Genomic DNA, 16026 nt, shown 5'->3' on the forward strand with positions numbered 1-16026 from the left:
TCTTCTCCCTATGTCTTTAGCAATATCTCCATCCCTACGCACATCCATATTTGACCTTTCGTTAATCAAGCAGGTTAAGTTAAAAAATGAAATACATAAAAAGACGTCAATAGTTTGCGATAAGAAAAATACTTCTGAAATTATTTTAGGATTCACAAATAATGTAATAACTGATATAAAGACTGTAATTATCAAATTTGGCTTTCAATTCATTCTAGACATTAAGCTATGGAAAGGGAATTTCTAACTATAGTAGAAGCGAATCAGGGGATAATCTTTAAAGTCTGTAAACTATACCGGAACAGTAAAGAGGATCAGGAGGATTTGTTCCAGGAAATTGTACTTCAACTGTGGAGGGCATTCCCAAAGTTTCGAAAGGAATCAAAAGTAAGTACCTGGATGTATCGTATTGCATTAAACACGGCCATTGCGGTGTTCAGGAAAAACAAGATTGAAATCGAATACAACGAAAACATTCCGAATGAAATTTATTCAAATCATGTGAATGAACAGTCAGAAAGTGAGGAAAGGCTGTTTGAGGGCATTAGAAGATTGAATATGGCAGAAAGGGCTATCATCGCCTTATTTCTTGAAGACTTTACCTACAAGGAAATTGGCGAAATCACAGGGATAACCGAAAATTACGTGGGTGTGAAGATTAATAGAATAAAAGAAAAACTCAAAAACATTTTAAAATAAAAAGCTATGGAACTCGATAAATTAAAATCAACCTGGGATCAATCAAGTACTGGAAAAAAAAGCCAAAATGAATTATTGATAATGACAAAAGTGAAAAACCACCCAACGATTAAAAAAATGAAACTAAAATTTTTAATTGAGGCCATTCTTTTGATTGTTTTTATAGCCGTTTACTACGATGGTTTTGATGGGGAAACTAAACCCTTGTGGGCAAATTTACTTTTGATAGGCGCTACCAGTTTATACATCTTTGTCCGTTTTGTGGGCTGGCTAGTTTTGAGAAACCCTATCAATGGCGACAATTTAAAACAATCACTTTTTAATTTTCAATCGAAATTAAAGCAAATAACTATAGCTATTGTTTTGACTTCCTTTCTTTTTGGCTGTGCGGTGATTTCCTTTTTCTCCTCGTCTATTGACTTTACAAAAGAAAAATATGCTTCAATTGCCTGTATGCTTCTATCCTTGTTTCTGTTAGTCTATTTATCAAGTAGAAATTGGAGCAAAAGAATTAGTAAAATAAAAACCAACCTAAAGGAATTTGATGTTTAATTAGGTATACTGAACCACTATTGGCTGGAATCCTTTAGTTTGTATTTCTAAATTGTGGCGTTATATGCATTAATCAAGACAGGGATTTTTGAATTTTTGTCACCAACGCTAACTGAACCACTAATGGATACAGATTAATAGATCCTGGGTTCTATTTCAATTATTTTCTCCACATCATACCTTCCCAATTAATTTGTATTCATTTTTGTTTGCACAGCTGAAATTATCTTCTACTTTTGCACTTCCCATCTGCGCACGTGGTGAAATTGGTAGACACGCCACCTTGAGGGGGTGGTGCCTTCGGGTGTGGAAGTTCGAATCTTCTCGTGCGTACAAAACCTTTCCTAAATTCAGGAAAGGTTTTTTTTTGATGGTCAATTTATTTTATATTCCTTTTTTATTCATCTTTTACTCATTAAAGCCATGACTGCTGCTACCATCCATCACTTGACATTTGGTAAAATGGAAGCCCAAATCTCCACCCTGGGTGCTGAATGTATTTCCCTTAAGAAAAACGGACAGGAATACCTCTGGCAAGCAAATCCTGACGTCTGGGGCAGACATGCACCCGTACTGTTCCCTATCGTGGGCAGGTTGAAAGACAATCAGTACACCTATCAAGGCAAGTCTTACGCTATGGGACAGCATGGTTTTGCCAGAGACCGCAATTTTGAGTTAACTGAAAAAACGGATAGGAAACTCACAATGATTCTCAGGGCTGACGAAACCAGCAAAAAAGTATATCCTTTTGACTTTGAGCTTTCTATTGGATACAGGCTTAGCGAAAACGGCCTGAATGTGGACTATCATGTACACAATCCCTCAGGAGAACAAACCTTGTTCTTTAGTATAGGAGCCCACCCAGGTTTTGGCTGTCCACTTGAACCTGATAAAGAATCATTTTCAGATTACCAATTGGATTTTGGTCACAAGAGCATTACTAACCTCCCATTGTACACCCTGGAAGGAGGCCTGATCTCTACCAAGAAAAGTTCTTTAGCCCTTCAAGAGGGGAAATTGAATCTTGATTACAAGCTTTTTGAAAATGATGCACTAATAATAGATGTTGACCCAGTTACGACCGTAAGTGTTTGCAGTCTCAAAACAGGTAAGGGTTTCGCTATGCAATTTTCAGACTTTAAATGGCTAGGCTTATGGACCAAAGAAAAAGGCGCAAAGTTCCTATGTTTAGAGCCTTGGAATGGAATTGCAGCGACCACGGATCATGATGGCACCCTTGAAAATAAATTAGGGATTGTACAATTGGCTCCTCAAGCTAGTCATAAAGCCAGCTTTCAAGCGGATCTTTTGGGGTAAAAACAGGAAAAAAGACAAGTTTATTGAATTCCTTTTTCTAATCCTGCCATATACCATATAGTTTTCTTAATTTTGCGGAATGTTATCCATCAACAATCTCTCTTATTATATTGGGGGTCGACCTCTTTATGAAAATGCTTCCCTTCACGTCAAGCCAAAAGACAAAATTGGTTTGGTAGGGCTCAATGGTACAGGCAAGTCTACCCTATTAAAAATCATCTATGGAGACCTTCAACCTAGCTCAGGTGAAATCCAAAAAGCAAAGGACTGTAGCGTAGGTTTTCTTAATCAGGACTTGCTGTCTTACCAATCAGAAGACAGTATACTCGATGTTGCACTTGAGGCTTTCAAAGAAACCTTGACCTTACAGGAAGAAATAGACAAAGTACTTAAGGCAATGGAAACAGATTATTCTGATGAAATCATCCAAAAATTGGCCAATCTTCAAGAAAGGTTTGAAGCACTGGAAGGGTACACTATAAAAGCCAAGGCTGAGGAAGTATTAGAAGGTATAGGATTTCAAACGGCTGACTTGAGTCGTCCTTTAAAAACATTTTCCGGAGGATGGAGGATGCGTGTGATGTTGGCAAAGTTACTTTTGGAAAAACCATCTTTGCTCATGCTGGATGAACCTACCAACCACCTTGACTTACCTTCCATACAATGGGTGGAAAATTACCTTAAGTCCTATGAGGGTGCTGTGATTGTGGTTTCTCACGATCAAACTTTTTTGAACAATAGTACAGAAACTACTGTAGAGGTTTCCCGAGGCAACCTCACAAGTTATGCCGGTAACTATGCTTTCTATAAAAAGGAGAAAGTAGAGAGAGAAGAAATCCAGCAAAATGCTTACGAAAATCAACAGCAGATGATCAAGCAAACGGAGCGTTTTATCGAACGTTTCCGTGCCAAAGCTACCAAATCCAATCAGGTACAATCCAGGGTAAAGGCTTTGGATAGGTTGGATAAAATCTCCGAAGTAGAAAAAGATGAGGTATCTGTTAATTTTAAATTTACTTTCTCTCAGAAATCAGGTCGGGATGTTATTATATTGGAGGATGTTTCCAAAGCCTTTGGTAACCTTCAGATTCTAAAAAACACCACCGCCCGAATTGAGAGAGGAGATAAAATAGCACTAATTGGAGCCAATGGAAAAGGTAAATCTACCGTTCTGAGGATTATCAATGGTTCTGAACCTATAGAAGGAAAAAGAGAAGAAGGGTACAACTTGATAAAAGCCTTCTTTGCACAGCACCAATTGGAAGCGCTAGGGATTAACAACGAAATCCTTCAAGAAATGTCTCAGGCAGGCAGTAGAAAATCAGAAACCGAACTGAGAAATGTTCTGGGCTGTTTTCTCTTTACCAATGAAGATGTTTTTAAGAAGATAAAGGTGCTTTCTGGAGGGGAAAAATCAAGAGTTGCACTCGCCAAAACCTTGATTTCTGAAGCTAACTTCCTATTACTGGATGAACCTACCAATCACCTTGATATACAGTCTGTCAATATATTGATTCAAGCTTTACAGCAATACGAAGGTACTTTTGTTACTGTTTCTCACGACAGGTTATTTATCAAAGGAGTCGCCAATAAAATTTGGTATATTGAAGACGAACAAATCAAGGTGTATCCAGGTACTTATGATGAATACGTTTACTGGCGTGCTAATCAAGCAGAAAAAGAAGTCAAGCCTCAAGCCATTGTAAAAAAAGCACCAAAACCTTTACCAAAAAGTTCGGCTGCAAAGCAAGATGACCATGCTCAGAAGAAAGCGCTAAAGGAAAAAGAGAAATCACTGGAAAGTCTGGAGCAGCAAATTACTGCTTTGGAAAAGAAAAAAACAGATATAGAGCATGAATTGGCCCAACCTTCCGTTTATGAAGATGAGGTGAAATTGCAACAGCTCAATGAAAAGTACAGCAAAATACAAAAAGAGGAAATTGTACTCAACCAGAAATGGGAAGCACTTGCTGAACAAATAGAGACCATGCAAAGTTAAAATTAAGTGCTTTCACTGGCACAAAACCTATACCTAACCAATGAGAAGCCCATTGACTAAGCTTGTTTTTTTTCTAATACTTTTTACAACAAAACTATTGTCTGCACAGGAAGTATTGGAAGATCAGGTCTATGATGAAAACATAAGAACTGTACAGCTTTATCCAGCAAGCAGTGAGTTTTCAGCACAAATGACAACTCCGGTTATTTCTCTCAATAGCCCTGTACCATTGGAATTGCATTTCGATGACATTGCTTTTGAGACGGACAGGTACTTGGCTAAATTGATACATTGTGATGCTGACTGGACCCAATCTGGGCTTAAAGATCCGGATTTCCTGACCCAATACAATGAGTACAACATCAACTCCTATGAATATGGTATCAATACCAGAATACCTTATATTCATTATACTTTTCAGATACCTACCGTCACAAGATCTGGGAATTATATTCTTAAAGTATACCGAGGAAGGAAAGAATCAGATGTGATTTTCACAAAAAGATTCATGGTTTACCAAAATCAGGTTGGAATAGGCGCAGAAATTGTTCCTCCTAGCATAAATGAAAACCGTAGAATTGCCCAACAAATCAACCTCAATATCGGCTATGGTAATCGTGAGTTGATTGATCCACTAAATAATACCAAGGTAGTCATTCGTCAAAATCAAAGATGGGACAATGCCATTTACGGTTTGAAATTCACTCACATCCGAGAGGATATCAAACAGTTACAATACCAATTATTTGACGGCTCTAATACCTTTATGGGGGGCAATGAATTTCGCTTTGTTGACTTGCGCTTCGTACGTACTCGTGGACGGAATATTGCCAAGGTTAGCATGGAAGAAGATGTTGTCTTTGCTGAAGCTGCAGTGGACAAAGACAGAAAAGGATTGCCCTATTTAGAATACTTAGACCTCAATGGACAATTTGGTGTTTTCAATATGGAAAGGCAGAATCATCTTTTGGAAAGTGAGTATGTATTACTGAACTTTAATCTAGAATCTCCTGAGCTACCTAAGCCTCCATATATCTTAGGCGCCCTGACCAATTGGGGTAAAATCCCTGAGGCTAAGATGGTATACAACAAAAAAAAGGGACTTTACCAGACAAGTTTATTTTTAAAGCAGGGCTGGTATGATTATCAATATGGCTTTCAGACAACGGATGGATGGGACATAGAAGCCTTTGAAGACAATCATTTTCAGACTGAAAACGAATACGAAATCTTTTTTTATTACCGGAATATGGGTTCGAGGTATGATGAACTGATAGGTTATACCGTCATCAACCCTAACAAAAGGAGGTTTTAAGTAAATTTCACCTTCAAAGAAGGGGATGATTGTTTACCCCTTTCGGCCATCCAATAGAAATTATACGTATACCCCAGAAAGGCGATTCAGCCCTCACAAACACGGAATACAAGCTTGCTTTTAGCGCTATGAGAAAACCACTCCAATCACAGCAGGGCAGCAGCCCGCTAGTGAATCAATGGTTTTACGCGAAAAAATGAACCAAACTTAATGAGAAAAACCGTATATTTTTCATCTGTTCAAATCAGTCTAAACAAAAAAAATACCCGGCTTAATCACCGGGTATTCAGTTTTAATCGTTTCCTTCTTCAGGCTTTTCATCCTCGTTTTCCGCTCTTTCGTCGTTTTTACGAGGCTCATGAGTTTGTGCTCTGTAAGGCACAAATCCTTCTCTTTTAAACTTATAGGGTTCTGTACGCTGACTTGGCATATTATTAGCCAAATCCAACATCCCGAAACCTTTATGGGTAAATGCCCCTAATCCACATTTAAATACAAATTCCTGGACTTCGCTTGCAGCATATAAGGTAAAAGGCAAGGTATAACCTCTAACCTCATACTTCACATCCATGTCATAGACAGAATAGATTCTTGCGAATTTTTTCTGTTGTTCACGAAGTTTGTTTACGTAAACCATGTCCGGTACAACCTGGAATTTATAAAAAGATTCCATTTGTTCCTGATTGTACCAGCCAGATTTCTCCATTCTTGTGAGCGTAGACTCATACAAAAGATCAGAAAACTCATCGGTGTCAGGGTTAATAAATCTTTTACCTGACTCATCATCAAAGGTAGGAGTAAGCAAAACCAATGGAGAGATACAAACAAATTTATTGGATGTCTCTAAAGGTGGCTCGATCTCTTTCTCAGTATATTCAGGCGATAATATTAAATTACCCAATTCAATTTTGGGAGTTTTAAAAACCTGCTTCAATAGATAATCTATAAAAGGTTCATCAGGTGCTGAAACCACAAGTGTAACCAAACTGGAATAATAATGCAACCCACTTCTACTAACTTTTGTTTGGCCTTTTAGCCCAGAAAAGTTGAAGTAATTGTAGTTAAAAAACTCTTCCTGGCCTCCTTTAACGATCAGACCTTTGAGAAACTGAGCTAAGATGTACTGATGGTGAAAGGGTAAGTAAGCACCTTTGTTCTTTAAGGAAAATATTAATCTAATTCTCACGACTATAAAAATGAAAAGTTAAACAAAAATTTATTTCATCACACTACCTGAACTAACTGATAGTCGAGCAAATAAGTTGCAACAAACTTAATAATAATATTTCAATTAATTTACACATTGAACCTAAAATGCATGATATCTCCGTCACAAACTACATATTCTTTACCTTCAACTGCAATTTTCCCGTTTTCACGGCAAATAGCCTCAGTTTTGAACATCTCAAAATCTTTTAGTTTAATAACTTCTGCTTTGATAAAACCTTTCTCAAAATCAGTATGGATCACACCTGCTGCTGCTGGGGCTTTCCAACCTTTGGTGATTGTCCAGGCTCTTACCTCCTGCACTCCAGCCGTAAAATAGGTTATTAGGTTCAATAGATCATAGGCAGCAGCGATCAATCTGTTCAAGCCACTTTCCTCAAGTCCATACTCACCTAAAAACATTTCTTTCTCTTCAGGCTCTTCAAACTCTGCAATTTGCTCTTCCAATGCTGCGCAAAGGATAATCACATCTGCGTTCTCATTTGCTACCTCCGCTTTGAGTTTATCCACATACTCGTTCCCCTCCTTAATACTTCCTTCATCTACATTGGCAACATACAATACGGGTTTAATCGTCAACAAATGAATATCTGCTATGGCTTTAAGGTCGTCGTCTTCCGCTTCTATTGCACGGGCATTCTTACCTTCTTTTAAACCTTCTTTAAATTTTTGTAAACTTTCAACAGCTTTTCTAGCTTTGGCGTCTCCACTTTTTGCAACTTTCTCTATCCTGATTAGTTTTTTATCAATTGACTCAATGTCTTTTAGCTGCAACTCAGTATCAATAACTTCCTTGTCAAAAATGGGATCTACTCCACCTGCCACATGTACTACATTGGGATCGTCAAAGCATCTGATAACGTGAATGATCGCATCAACCTCTCTAATATTACCCAAAAATTTATTTCCTAAACCTTCTCCCCTACTTGCGCCTTTTACTAATCCAGCTATATCTACAAATTCAATTACTGTTGGAAGTACTCTTTGTGGATTCACCAGATTTTCCAAGATTTGTAAACGCTTATCCGGCACTGTCACAACACCCACATTGGGTTCGATAGTACAAAAAGGAAAATTTGCTGCTTCAGCCTTAGCACTTGACAAGGCGTTAAATAATGTTGACTTTCCTACATTTGGTAAGCCTACAATTCCACACTTAAGTCCCATGAATGTTAAATCTTATCTATTCTAAATATCCTGTATTCTCTATACCCCTTATAAAATTCCTTTATAGAAACCCTAAATATAGTATAAACTGGTATGGCGAAAATCATACCCAATACACCGGCAATTTTTGCCCCCACAAAGATAATAACAAAAATTTCAAGAGGGTGAGCTTTTACTGATTTAGAAAAAATAAAAGGCTGTAATATCACATTATCACTCACCTGCACTATAGAAAAAACTGTTAACACCTTAAAAAGAAACAAATACACTTCATTAGTGGTATTAAAATCGCCTGTAGAAAGACCGACCAACACGCCAAAACTGGCTCCTAAAATTGGCCCAGCGTAGGGTATTAGATTGGCAACCGCCGCAAAAACAGCAATGGTCATCGCATATTCAATATTTCCTATAGTTAAACCTACGGATGCAATTGTGAAAATCACCGACATTTGAATCAATAAGCCTATTAGGTAATTGGACAATAGTCTTTCCACCTTGTGAAAGGTAGCTACAGACAGTTCAAAATACTTATTCGGTATAAAATTTAATAGGTTTCTCCTTAGAAGTCCATTTTCCAAAAGCAGAAAAAAGGTGATAAAACCTATGGCCAGTATACTAATAAAAAAGCTACTTGTTGTGGAAATTACGCCATTGATAAAACCTTGAAAATTCATCCCATTGACACTATTGATGAGGCTTTCCTTTACAAGCTGAATCAGATAACCCGGCTCATTGTCAATTAGGTTCAACTGAATAAGAATGCCTTCCAAGTTGGCAATAGGCTTTTGAATCTGATCATAGAGGTAATTAACATCCAGATCTTTCAACAATTCAACTTGTGAACGAAACAAGGGAATAAATAATAGCACCAATAAAAACACTACCGAAAGTATGGCTAAAAATGATATTAAAATGGCCAGTGAACGGGGAATATGCTGCCCCATTATGTACAGGTTATTGATCTTATTGGTAAGTGGCCGAAGTGCAGCGGCAATAACAAGAGAGAATATAAAATAGAGGCTTATATTAGAAAAATACCATCCCAACACAAAAACAAGCAGGGTTGCAACTATAGCCGTTAATATAACTTTTAGCATGGATCAAAAATAACAAAAAAATCGAACCCTGTACCATGCTTTCCACTAATAGAGGAAAAACATTTTCAAGGTTCGATTTATAAAGCTTTTGGATTAAATAGTATAAATGGCTCGTGTTTAAAAGATCCGCCAATTAATTCCTTAATCCCATTTCAGGTCTTCACCAAATTTACTGTTATTTTCGTTATTTGATTCGGTAGTTTCAGGCTCACCATCAAATTGAGAGAAATCAAAATCTGCCATCAAGTCATTCTTCACATGGTCTACTGCCTCTTGAAGCGCATCTACAAATTTCCCAAAATCCTCTTTGTACAAGAATATTTTGTGCTTTTCATAGTAGAAATTATCGTCCTTGATTTTCCTTTTGCTCTCTGTAATGGTCAAATAGTAATCATTGGACCGGGTAGACTTAACATCAAAAAAATAGGTTCTTTTACCTGCCTTTACCCTTTTGGTGAAAATCTCATCTCTTTCGTAATCTTTATTATCTTCCACTATCCAAATATTTATTTTTTAAAAATCAATTTAATGCCAAGTTAAATCAATTCAAATATCAAATTCAAGTTATTACAAGTTTTTTTTCTGAAAATATGTGATATTCGTCAAAATACCTATTGGAAAAGACAATTTTATGACTACAAAATATTGATATTCTTATCTCTAAGATTATTCTCCGTGTAGAAATTGTTTCTTAGCAACTAATTCTTCTTCTGTTTCTCTGTTGTCAGGATCATCTACACAGCAGTCCACTGGACACACTGCAGCACACTGAGGTTCCTCGTGAAAACCAGTACATTCCGTACATTTCTGAGTTACGATATAATAAAACTCATCAGAGACAGGTTCTTGTTTTTCATCACCTGCTACCACTGTTCCATCCTCTTGTATCACCTCATTCAGCTCAGTGCCTCCACCCCAGGTCCACTCTATTCCTCCCTCATAAATGGCGGTATTGGGGCATTCTGGTTCACATGCACCACAATTGATGCATTCGTCCGTTATCATTATTGCCATTGTGCTTCTTTTTTTGTTCGACCGCAAAACTACTAACCAATTCACAATCTCACAAGCAAAATGATTCTCCATTCAAAAAATATCTCATAGACATTATTTGTTACACTAACTATTTGATGAAAATTATCCCTTAGCTTTCCTTACGAATAATTATATTTGGGGCAAACTTCACCAATTGACAAAGTCTTTACGCGGACCTTGTTTACTATTCTTAAAATTATGGATGTAAATCAAAGACTAACTCAACTTGCTGCATTAGGCGATCGCTTGCTTCATTTATCTGATGACACCAAAGCTGAACTTTTTGCTAAAATGCAAAATTACAACAATTGGTTTACCCCTAAGCAGTCGGCTTTGGCCCTTGATGGAATAAGCAGGTACCTTTCTCACGATAAGTTAAAAGCCTGGATACAGCCCTATTCTTTCGACACAAACTCTGCCGATAAAAATATAGGCATCATTATGGCCGGAAATATCCCTGGTGTTGGCTTCCATGATTTGCTTTGCACCTTAATGGCCGGACACAAAGCAAGAATAAAATTGGGGTCTTCAGACAGCATCTTAATCCCTTGGTTGGTAAAACAATTGACATCAATATCACCTGAATTGGCCTCAACAATTTCATTTGAAGAGCGCTTAACTGGTATGGACGCCTACATTGCCACTGGTAGTGACAATTCAGCGAGGTATTTTGATTATTATTTTGGAAAATACCCCCATATAATTCGAAAAAACAGAACTTCAATAGCCGTACTCAATGGAGAGGAATCAGAATTGGACTTAGAATTACTTGCCTCAGACATCTTCACTTATTACGGCTTAGGTTGTAGAAATGTATCCAAAGTTTTTTTTAGCGATATTTCCCAAGTACAGGATTTTATGAAGGCCATGGAAAAGGTAAGTGGGGTATTGGATCACCACAAGTACTTTAATAATTACGAGTACAACAAGTCCAAGTACCTCATTAATCGGGTCCCTCATTTTGACAACGGACATTTACTTTTAGTGGAGTCAAATGATTTGGTTTCCCCTATTTCTGTACTCTACTATGAGGTTTATGATACCGCCGATTCATTAAGGGATAGATTAAACTCCTTGGAAGACAAAATTCAATGTATTGTTTCAAAAGATGGCTGGTTTAAGGGAAGTATCCCCTTAGGTACCGCTCAAAGCCCTGAAGTTCATGATTATGCAGACAATATTGACACTCTTGCTTTCCTTTTGGCATTGGAATAGCACCTGTAAAATCCGGTACACCAGCTATTTTGAATAAATTTATTTTTTAAATCCTTTATAAATAAGCATATTAAATAAGCATCATGGCCAATTAATTATTGATTTTAGTATCTTTGCGCCCTATTGAATTTTCATCAAACAACAATATAACTTCATTATTAATGGTTTTTGATATAGATATGATTAAGTCGTTATATGCTGAGTTTCCTCAGCGTATAGCTGCCGCCAGAAAAGTTGTGGGAAAGCCACTTACTCTAACAGAGAAAATCCTTTATGCTCATCTCTCAGAGGGCACACCCACTAAAGGACATGAAAGAGGCGTATCTTATGTTGATTTCAAACCCGATAGGGTAGCCATGCAGGATGCAACAGCCCAAATGGCATTGTTACAGTTTATGCAAGCAGGCAAATCTAAGGTAGCGGTACCATCGACTGTGCATTGTGATCACCTTATTCAGGCAGAAATCGGTGCTTCTATAGATTTAGCGAAAGCGAAAGATAAAAACAAGGAAGTATATGATTTCCTTTCTTCTGTTTCCAACAAATATGGTCTTGGTTTCTGGAAACCTGGCGCAGGTATCATCCACCAGGTAGTTTTGGAAAATTATGCCTTCCCAGGAGGTATGATGATCGGAACAGATTCTCATACGCCTAATGCAGGTGGTTTGGGAATGGTAGCCATAGGCGTAGGTGGAGCAGATGCTTGTGACGTTATGGCTGGTCTTCCTTGGGAACTTAAATTCCCTAAATTGATCGGTATTAAGTTAACCGGTAAATTATCTGGTTGGACTTCCGCTAAAGATGTAATCCTTAAAGTAGCTGGAATCCTTACAGTAAAAGGTGGTACAGGTAGTATTGTAGAATATTTCGGAGAAGGAGCTCGCTCTTTATCTGCTACAGGAAAAGGAACAATCTGTAACATGGGTGCTGAAATTGGCGCAACTACTTCCATCTTTGGTTATGACGAAAAATCAGAAGCCTATTTAAGGGGTACTTCCAGAGCTGAAATTGCAGACCTTGCTAATGGTATAAAAGAATATTTGACAGGTGATGAAGAAGTTTATGCTTCTCCAGAAAAATACTTTGACGAGGTAATTGAAATCAATCTTTCTGAGTTGGAACCACATATCAATGGTCCATTTACTCCTGATTTAGCATGGCCGCTTTCTAAATTTGCAGCAGCTGTAAAAGAAAACAATTGGCCAGAAAAACTGGAAGTTGGACTAATCGGTTCTTGTACCAACTCTTCTTACGAAGATATTTCAAGAGCTGCATCTCTAGCCCAACAGGCAGTAGATAAAAAACTAACAGCCAAATCAGAATATACCATCACTCCAGGTTCTGAACAAGTAAGGTTCACCGTAGATAGAGATGGATTCCTCCAAATTTTTGAAAATATGGGTGGAGTAGTTTTGGCTAACGCTTGTGGTCCTTGTATAGGCCAATGGGCAAGACATGGTGCTGAAAAACAAGAGAAAAACTCCATCATTACCTCTTTTAACAGAAACTTTGCTAAAAGAGCTGATGGAAATCCAAATACCCATTCCTTTGTAGCTTCTCCTGAAGTGGTTACTGCCTTGGCTATTGCTGGAAACCTTACTTTCAACCCAATGACTGACACGCTTACCAATGAAGATGGAGAGCAGGTTAAATTGGACGAACCAGCAGGACTTGAACTTCCTACAAAAGGATTTGCTGTTGAAGATGCTGGCTATTTAGCTCCTGCAGAAGACGGATCTAAAGTTCAAGTAAAAGTTGCTTCTGATTCAGAAAGACTTCAGCTTTTAGAACCTTTCAAAGCATGGGAAGGAAAAGACCTTACAGGACTTAAGCTTTTGATCAAAGCAAAAGGAAAATGTACTACGGATCATATCTCTATGGCTGGACCGTGGTTGAGATTCCGAGGTCATCTTGACAATATCTCAAACAATCTATTGATTGGCGCAGTTAATTTCTTCAACGAAGCTACCAACAAGGTGAAAAACCAATTGGATGGAAGCTATGGTGAAGTCCCAGCCGTACAACGTCAATACAAGTTGCATAATATCGGTACCGTAGTAGTAGGTGATGAAAACTATGGAGAAGGTTCTTCTAGAGAACACGCTGCTATGGAGCCAAGATTCTTGGGCGTTCGTGCTATAATAGTAAAATCCTTTGCTAGGATTCACGAAACAAACTTGAAAAAACAAGGTATGTTAGGCTTAACTTTCGCTAATCCTCAGGATTACGATTTGATTCAGGAAGATGATAACATTGATATTGTTGGACTGGAAAGTTTTGCTCCAGGCAGACCATTGGCAGTTGTTCTTCACCACAGCGATGGAAGTGAAGACAAAATAACTGTTAATCATACATACAATGAAGGCCAAATTGAATGGTTCAAAGCTGGTTCAGCATTGAATCTTGTAAAAGAAGGTCTCATATAACACGAGAGCTGCAATAATTATTGCAGCTCCTGAGTTAAATAATCCACTTTTTCTGGCTATAATTAGTCAGCTTTATGTTCATAATAAAGAAAAGGCTACAATTAATTTTGTAGCCTTTTCCATTTCATTTTATAAGAAGTTTGCCCAACCATTTTTAGGCTATTGGCTTTTATTCCAGAATTAATGATAATGGCAAAAAGTAGTTAATCCATAAAGAAGTTATGGATTAGGGCTTATTTATTACTGAGCAGAATCTGTATTTAATTTAAGAAGGTACTCCGAAAGCAATGGCATTTCAGGGTCTGCTTTGTACGCATCGTTTATAAATTTACTTGCCAAATCCATCTCACCTTCCATGAAATAATAGATCCCTTTATTTCTAATGGCATAGTAATTTTTCGAGTTTTGTTTTAAGCTAAAATTGATATCCTCCAGGGCACCTTCCATATCCTTTAGATAAAGCTTGTAAAGACCTCTATTGTTGTAATAGTACGATTGGTCCTTGTCTAGTCGTATCGCTTCGTTTACGGATTCAAGCGCCTTTTGATAGGCCCCATTTTCAAAATGAACCAAAGACCAAAGGTTATGTAATTTGCTCTCAGTAGCATCTAGCTCCGAAGCTTTTTCTAGTGCTGAAAGGGCAGCATCCAAATCACCCATATAATAATGCACAGTAGCACTATTAATGTACAATTCCGCATTGTCAGGAGTGATTTGTATGGCCTGATCAAAAGCACTAAGCGCTTCCTTGTAAGATTTCATTTCGGTATTCACCAATCCACGGATAAAATAAGCCTGTCCGTCTTGATTATTTATTTGAAGCAATGTTTCTATATCCTCCAAGGCCTTATAATTTTCCCCAAAATCAAGATGAGCCATGGCCCTTTGGCGCAGAGCGGGAACATAGGAATTATCAATGTTGATGGCCTCAGAATAGTCCGCAATGGCCTCTATCAATTTGGCTTGCTGGTATTTAGCCATACCACGATTAAAGTAGGCATCCTTAAACTTCGGATCAATTGCCAATGCCTCATCATAATAGGTAATGGCCCCCTTGAGATTTCCTTCCTTTAATTCATTGTTTCCTTTTAATAAAAACCTTCCTTTTTTGTCTTCTTTTGATGTGCAGGAAATCGCAATAGTTAGTATGAGGTAAAAGCTTAACCCAAATAATTTATTCTTCTTCATCTAATTTATAATTTACTTTCATTAATCCCCTCTTTCAATATTGGTCAGTAAGGCTTATTACATTAATGCAGTAAGGACAGAAAGAAATCTTCAGAACCTATTCAAAAGTAGTGCAAGGCACTATTTCAAATTAATAATTTAAACCCCTTAGGATGTTCTATCAAACGCAGTTTAAAATTGAGAACTCCCCTACTTCCTTCAAAGGTAATAACAAACTACTTCGTACAATAATTCTAATTGGCCATCTTTTAACTCAGATTGTGTAATAGGAATTCTCCGCCCTAACAAAAATCAGGGGTAAAGCCTGTCCCATATTTACGGGAAGCGTTGCAAAAGCATCTAAATCAGGCTGTGTGGAGATTTTAGCAGGTAATTGATTGTCTATTGCAAATTTCGGGCTTAATCATAAGTAGAAAAGCAGGCAATCAATGTGATTTTTGAATATTTACCTGTTAGGTTTTCCACAATTGGTACAGATATTGATAATAGTTACATAATTATTATAAGTTTTAATAATTTTTCACTAAAACCAACATATTATGTCAACCAATTTAAAATTAAAAGGAAACTGGAACGAGTTAAAAGGTAAACTTAAGGCGAAATACGGTGAATTAACCGATGATGACTTAGTTTATACCGAAGGGCAAGAAGACCAATTGTTAGGTAAACTTCAGAAAAAAACGGGAGAAACTAAGGAGAATCTTGAAAAGATTCTATTCTCAGAATAACCTGAATTATAATAACTTAAGCCCGATGATTCCTTCATCGGGCTTTTTTTTACCTTTTTTT

General features: G+C 37.4%; 14 protein-coding genes and 1 tRNA gene. 9 read left to right on the top strand and 6 right to left on the bottom strand.

Going from position 1 to position 16026, the window contains the following annotated elements; all coding sequences use genetic code 11:
* Positions 1-228: 228 nt before the first annotated feature.
* The 6 genes from AC13EX_RS11735 (at position 229) to AC13EX_RS11760 (ending at position 5882) form a co-directional block, all read left to right on the top strand.
* Positions 229-699 carry an RNA polymerase sigma factor gene (locus AC13EX_RS11735; protein WP_482892829.1) on the top strand — a complete coding sequence of 157 codons (471 nt, stop codon included), beginning with the start codon at positions 229-231 and terminating at the stop codon, positions 697-699.
* A 6-nt stretch (positions 700-705) separates the two neighbouring features.
* Positions 706-1251 (top strand): hypothetical protein, encoded by a 546-nt coding sequence (locus tag AC13EX_RS11740; RefSeq protein ID WP_482892830.1) that lies wholly within the window; start codon positions 706-708, stop codon positions 1249-1251.
* 251 nt (positions 1252-1502) lie between these two features.
* Positions 1503-1584: transfer RNA gene (locus AC13EX_RS11745), tRNA-Leu, on the top strand.
* Between the two features lie 90 nt (positions 1585-1674).
* Positions 1675-2568 carry an aldose 1-epimerase family protein gene (locus AC13EX_RS11750; protein WP_482892831.1) on the top strand — a complete coding sequence of 298 codons (894 nt, stop codon included), beginning with the start codon at positions 1675-1677 and terminating at the stop codon, positions 2566-2568.
* A gap of 79 nt (positions 2569-2647) precedes the next feature.
* Positions 2648-4567 (top strand): ABC-F family ATP-binding cassette domain-containing protein, encoded by a 1920-nt coding sequence (locus tag AC13EX_RS11755; protein WP_482892832.1) that lies wholly within the window; start codon positions 2648-2650, stop codon positions 4565-4567.
* A gap of 40 nt (positions 4568-4607) precedes the next feature.
* Positions 4608-5882: a type IX secretion system plug protein gene (locus tag AC13EX_RS11760; RefSeq protein WP_482892833.1), complete on the top strand. Its 1275-nt coding sequence runs from the start codon at positions 4608-4610 to the stop codon at positions 5880-5882.
* Positions 5883-6174: 292 nt separating this feature from the next.
* Here AC13EX_RS11760 and cas6 read toward each other — a convergent pair whose 3' ends face one another.
* The 5 genes from cas6 to AC13EX_RS11785 all read right to left on the bottom strand — a co-directional run bounded on the left by cas6 (position 6175) and on the right by AC13EX_RS11785 (position 10387).
* Entirely contained in the window at positions 6175-7068 is an 894-nt protein-coding gene (gene cas6 / locus AC13EX_RS11765; RefSeq protein ID WP_048640108.1) for a CRISPR-associated endoribonuclease Cas6, read from the bottom strand.
* A gap of 110 nt (positions 7069-7178) precedes the next feature.
* Complete coding sequence (ychF, locus tag AC13EX_RS11770; protein ID WP_048640109.1) at positions 7179-8276, bottom strand: redox-regulated ATPase YchF; 1098 nt, start codon at positions 8274-8276, stop codon at positions 7179-7181.
* Positions 8277-8281: 5 nt separating this feature from the next.
* The gene (locus AC13EX_RS11775; protein ID WP_048640110.1) at positions 8282-9373 is read right to left on the bottom strand and encodes an AI-2E family transporter; all 1092 of its coding nucleotides are present in this window, start codon (positions 9371-9373) and stop codon (positions 8282-8284) included.
* Positions 9374-9514: 141 nt separating this feature from the next.
* Complete coding sequence (locus tag AC13EX_RS11780; RefSeq protein ID WP_482892834.1) at positions 9515-9868, bottom strand: DUF3276 family protein; 354 nt, start codon at positions 9866-9868, stop codon at positions 9515-9517.
* Between the two features lie 171 nt (positions 9869-10039).
* Entirely contained in the window at positions 10040-10387 is a 348-nt protein-coding gene (locus tag AC13EX_RS11785; RefSeq protein WP_048644273.1) for a 4Fe-4S binding protein, read from the bottom strand.
* Positions 10388-10606: 219 nt separating this feature from the next.
* Between AC13EX_RS11785 and AC13EX_RS11790 the strand changes: the two genes are divergently transcribed.
* Positions 10607-11623, top strand: a complete 1017-nt coding sequence (locus AC13EX_RS11790) for an acyl-CoA reductase (protein WP_482892835.1) — start codon at positions 10607-10609, stop codon at positions 11621-11623.
* Positions 11624-11784: 161 nt separating this feature from the next.
* Positions 11785-14049: an aconitate hydratase gene (locus AC13EX_RS11795; RefSeq protein ID WP_482892836.1), complete on the top strand. Its 2265-nt coding sequence runs from the start codon at positions 11785-11787 to the stop codon at positions 14047-14049.
* 240 nt (positions 14050-14289) lie between these two features.
* Here the strand turns inward: AC13EX_RS11795 and AC13EX_RS11800 are convergent, their stop codons facing one another.
* Positions 14290-15237, bottom strand: coding sequence for a tetratricopeptide repeat protein (locus AC13EX_RS11800; protein ID WP_482892837.1), 948 nt, complete (start codon positions 15235-15237; stop codon positions 14290-14292).
* Positions 15238-15776: 539 nt separating this feature from the next.
* On the opposite strand from AC13EX_RS11800, the gene AC13EX_RS11805 reads away from it, so the two are divergent.
* Complete coding sequence (locus AC13EX_RS11805; RefSeq protein ID WP_048640115.1) at positions 15777-15965, top strand: CsbD family protein; 189 nt, start codon at positions 15777-15779, stop codon at positions 15963-15965.
* Positions 15966-16026: the final 61 nt, after the last annotated feature.

It is taken from the genome of Cyclobacterium sp. L-R (assembly GCF_056859355.1).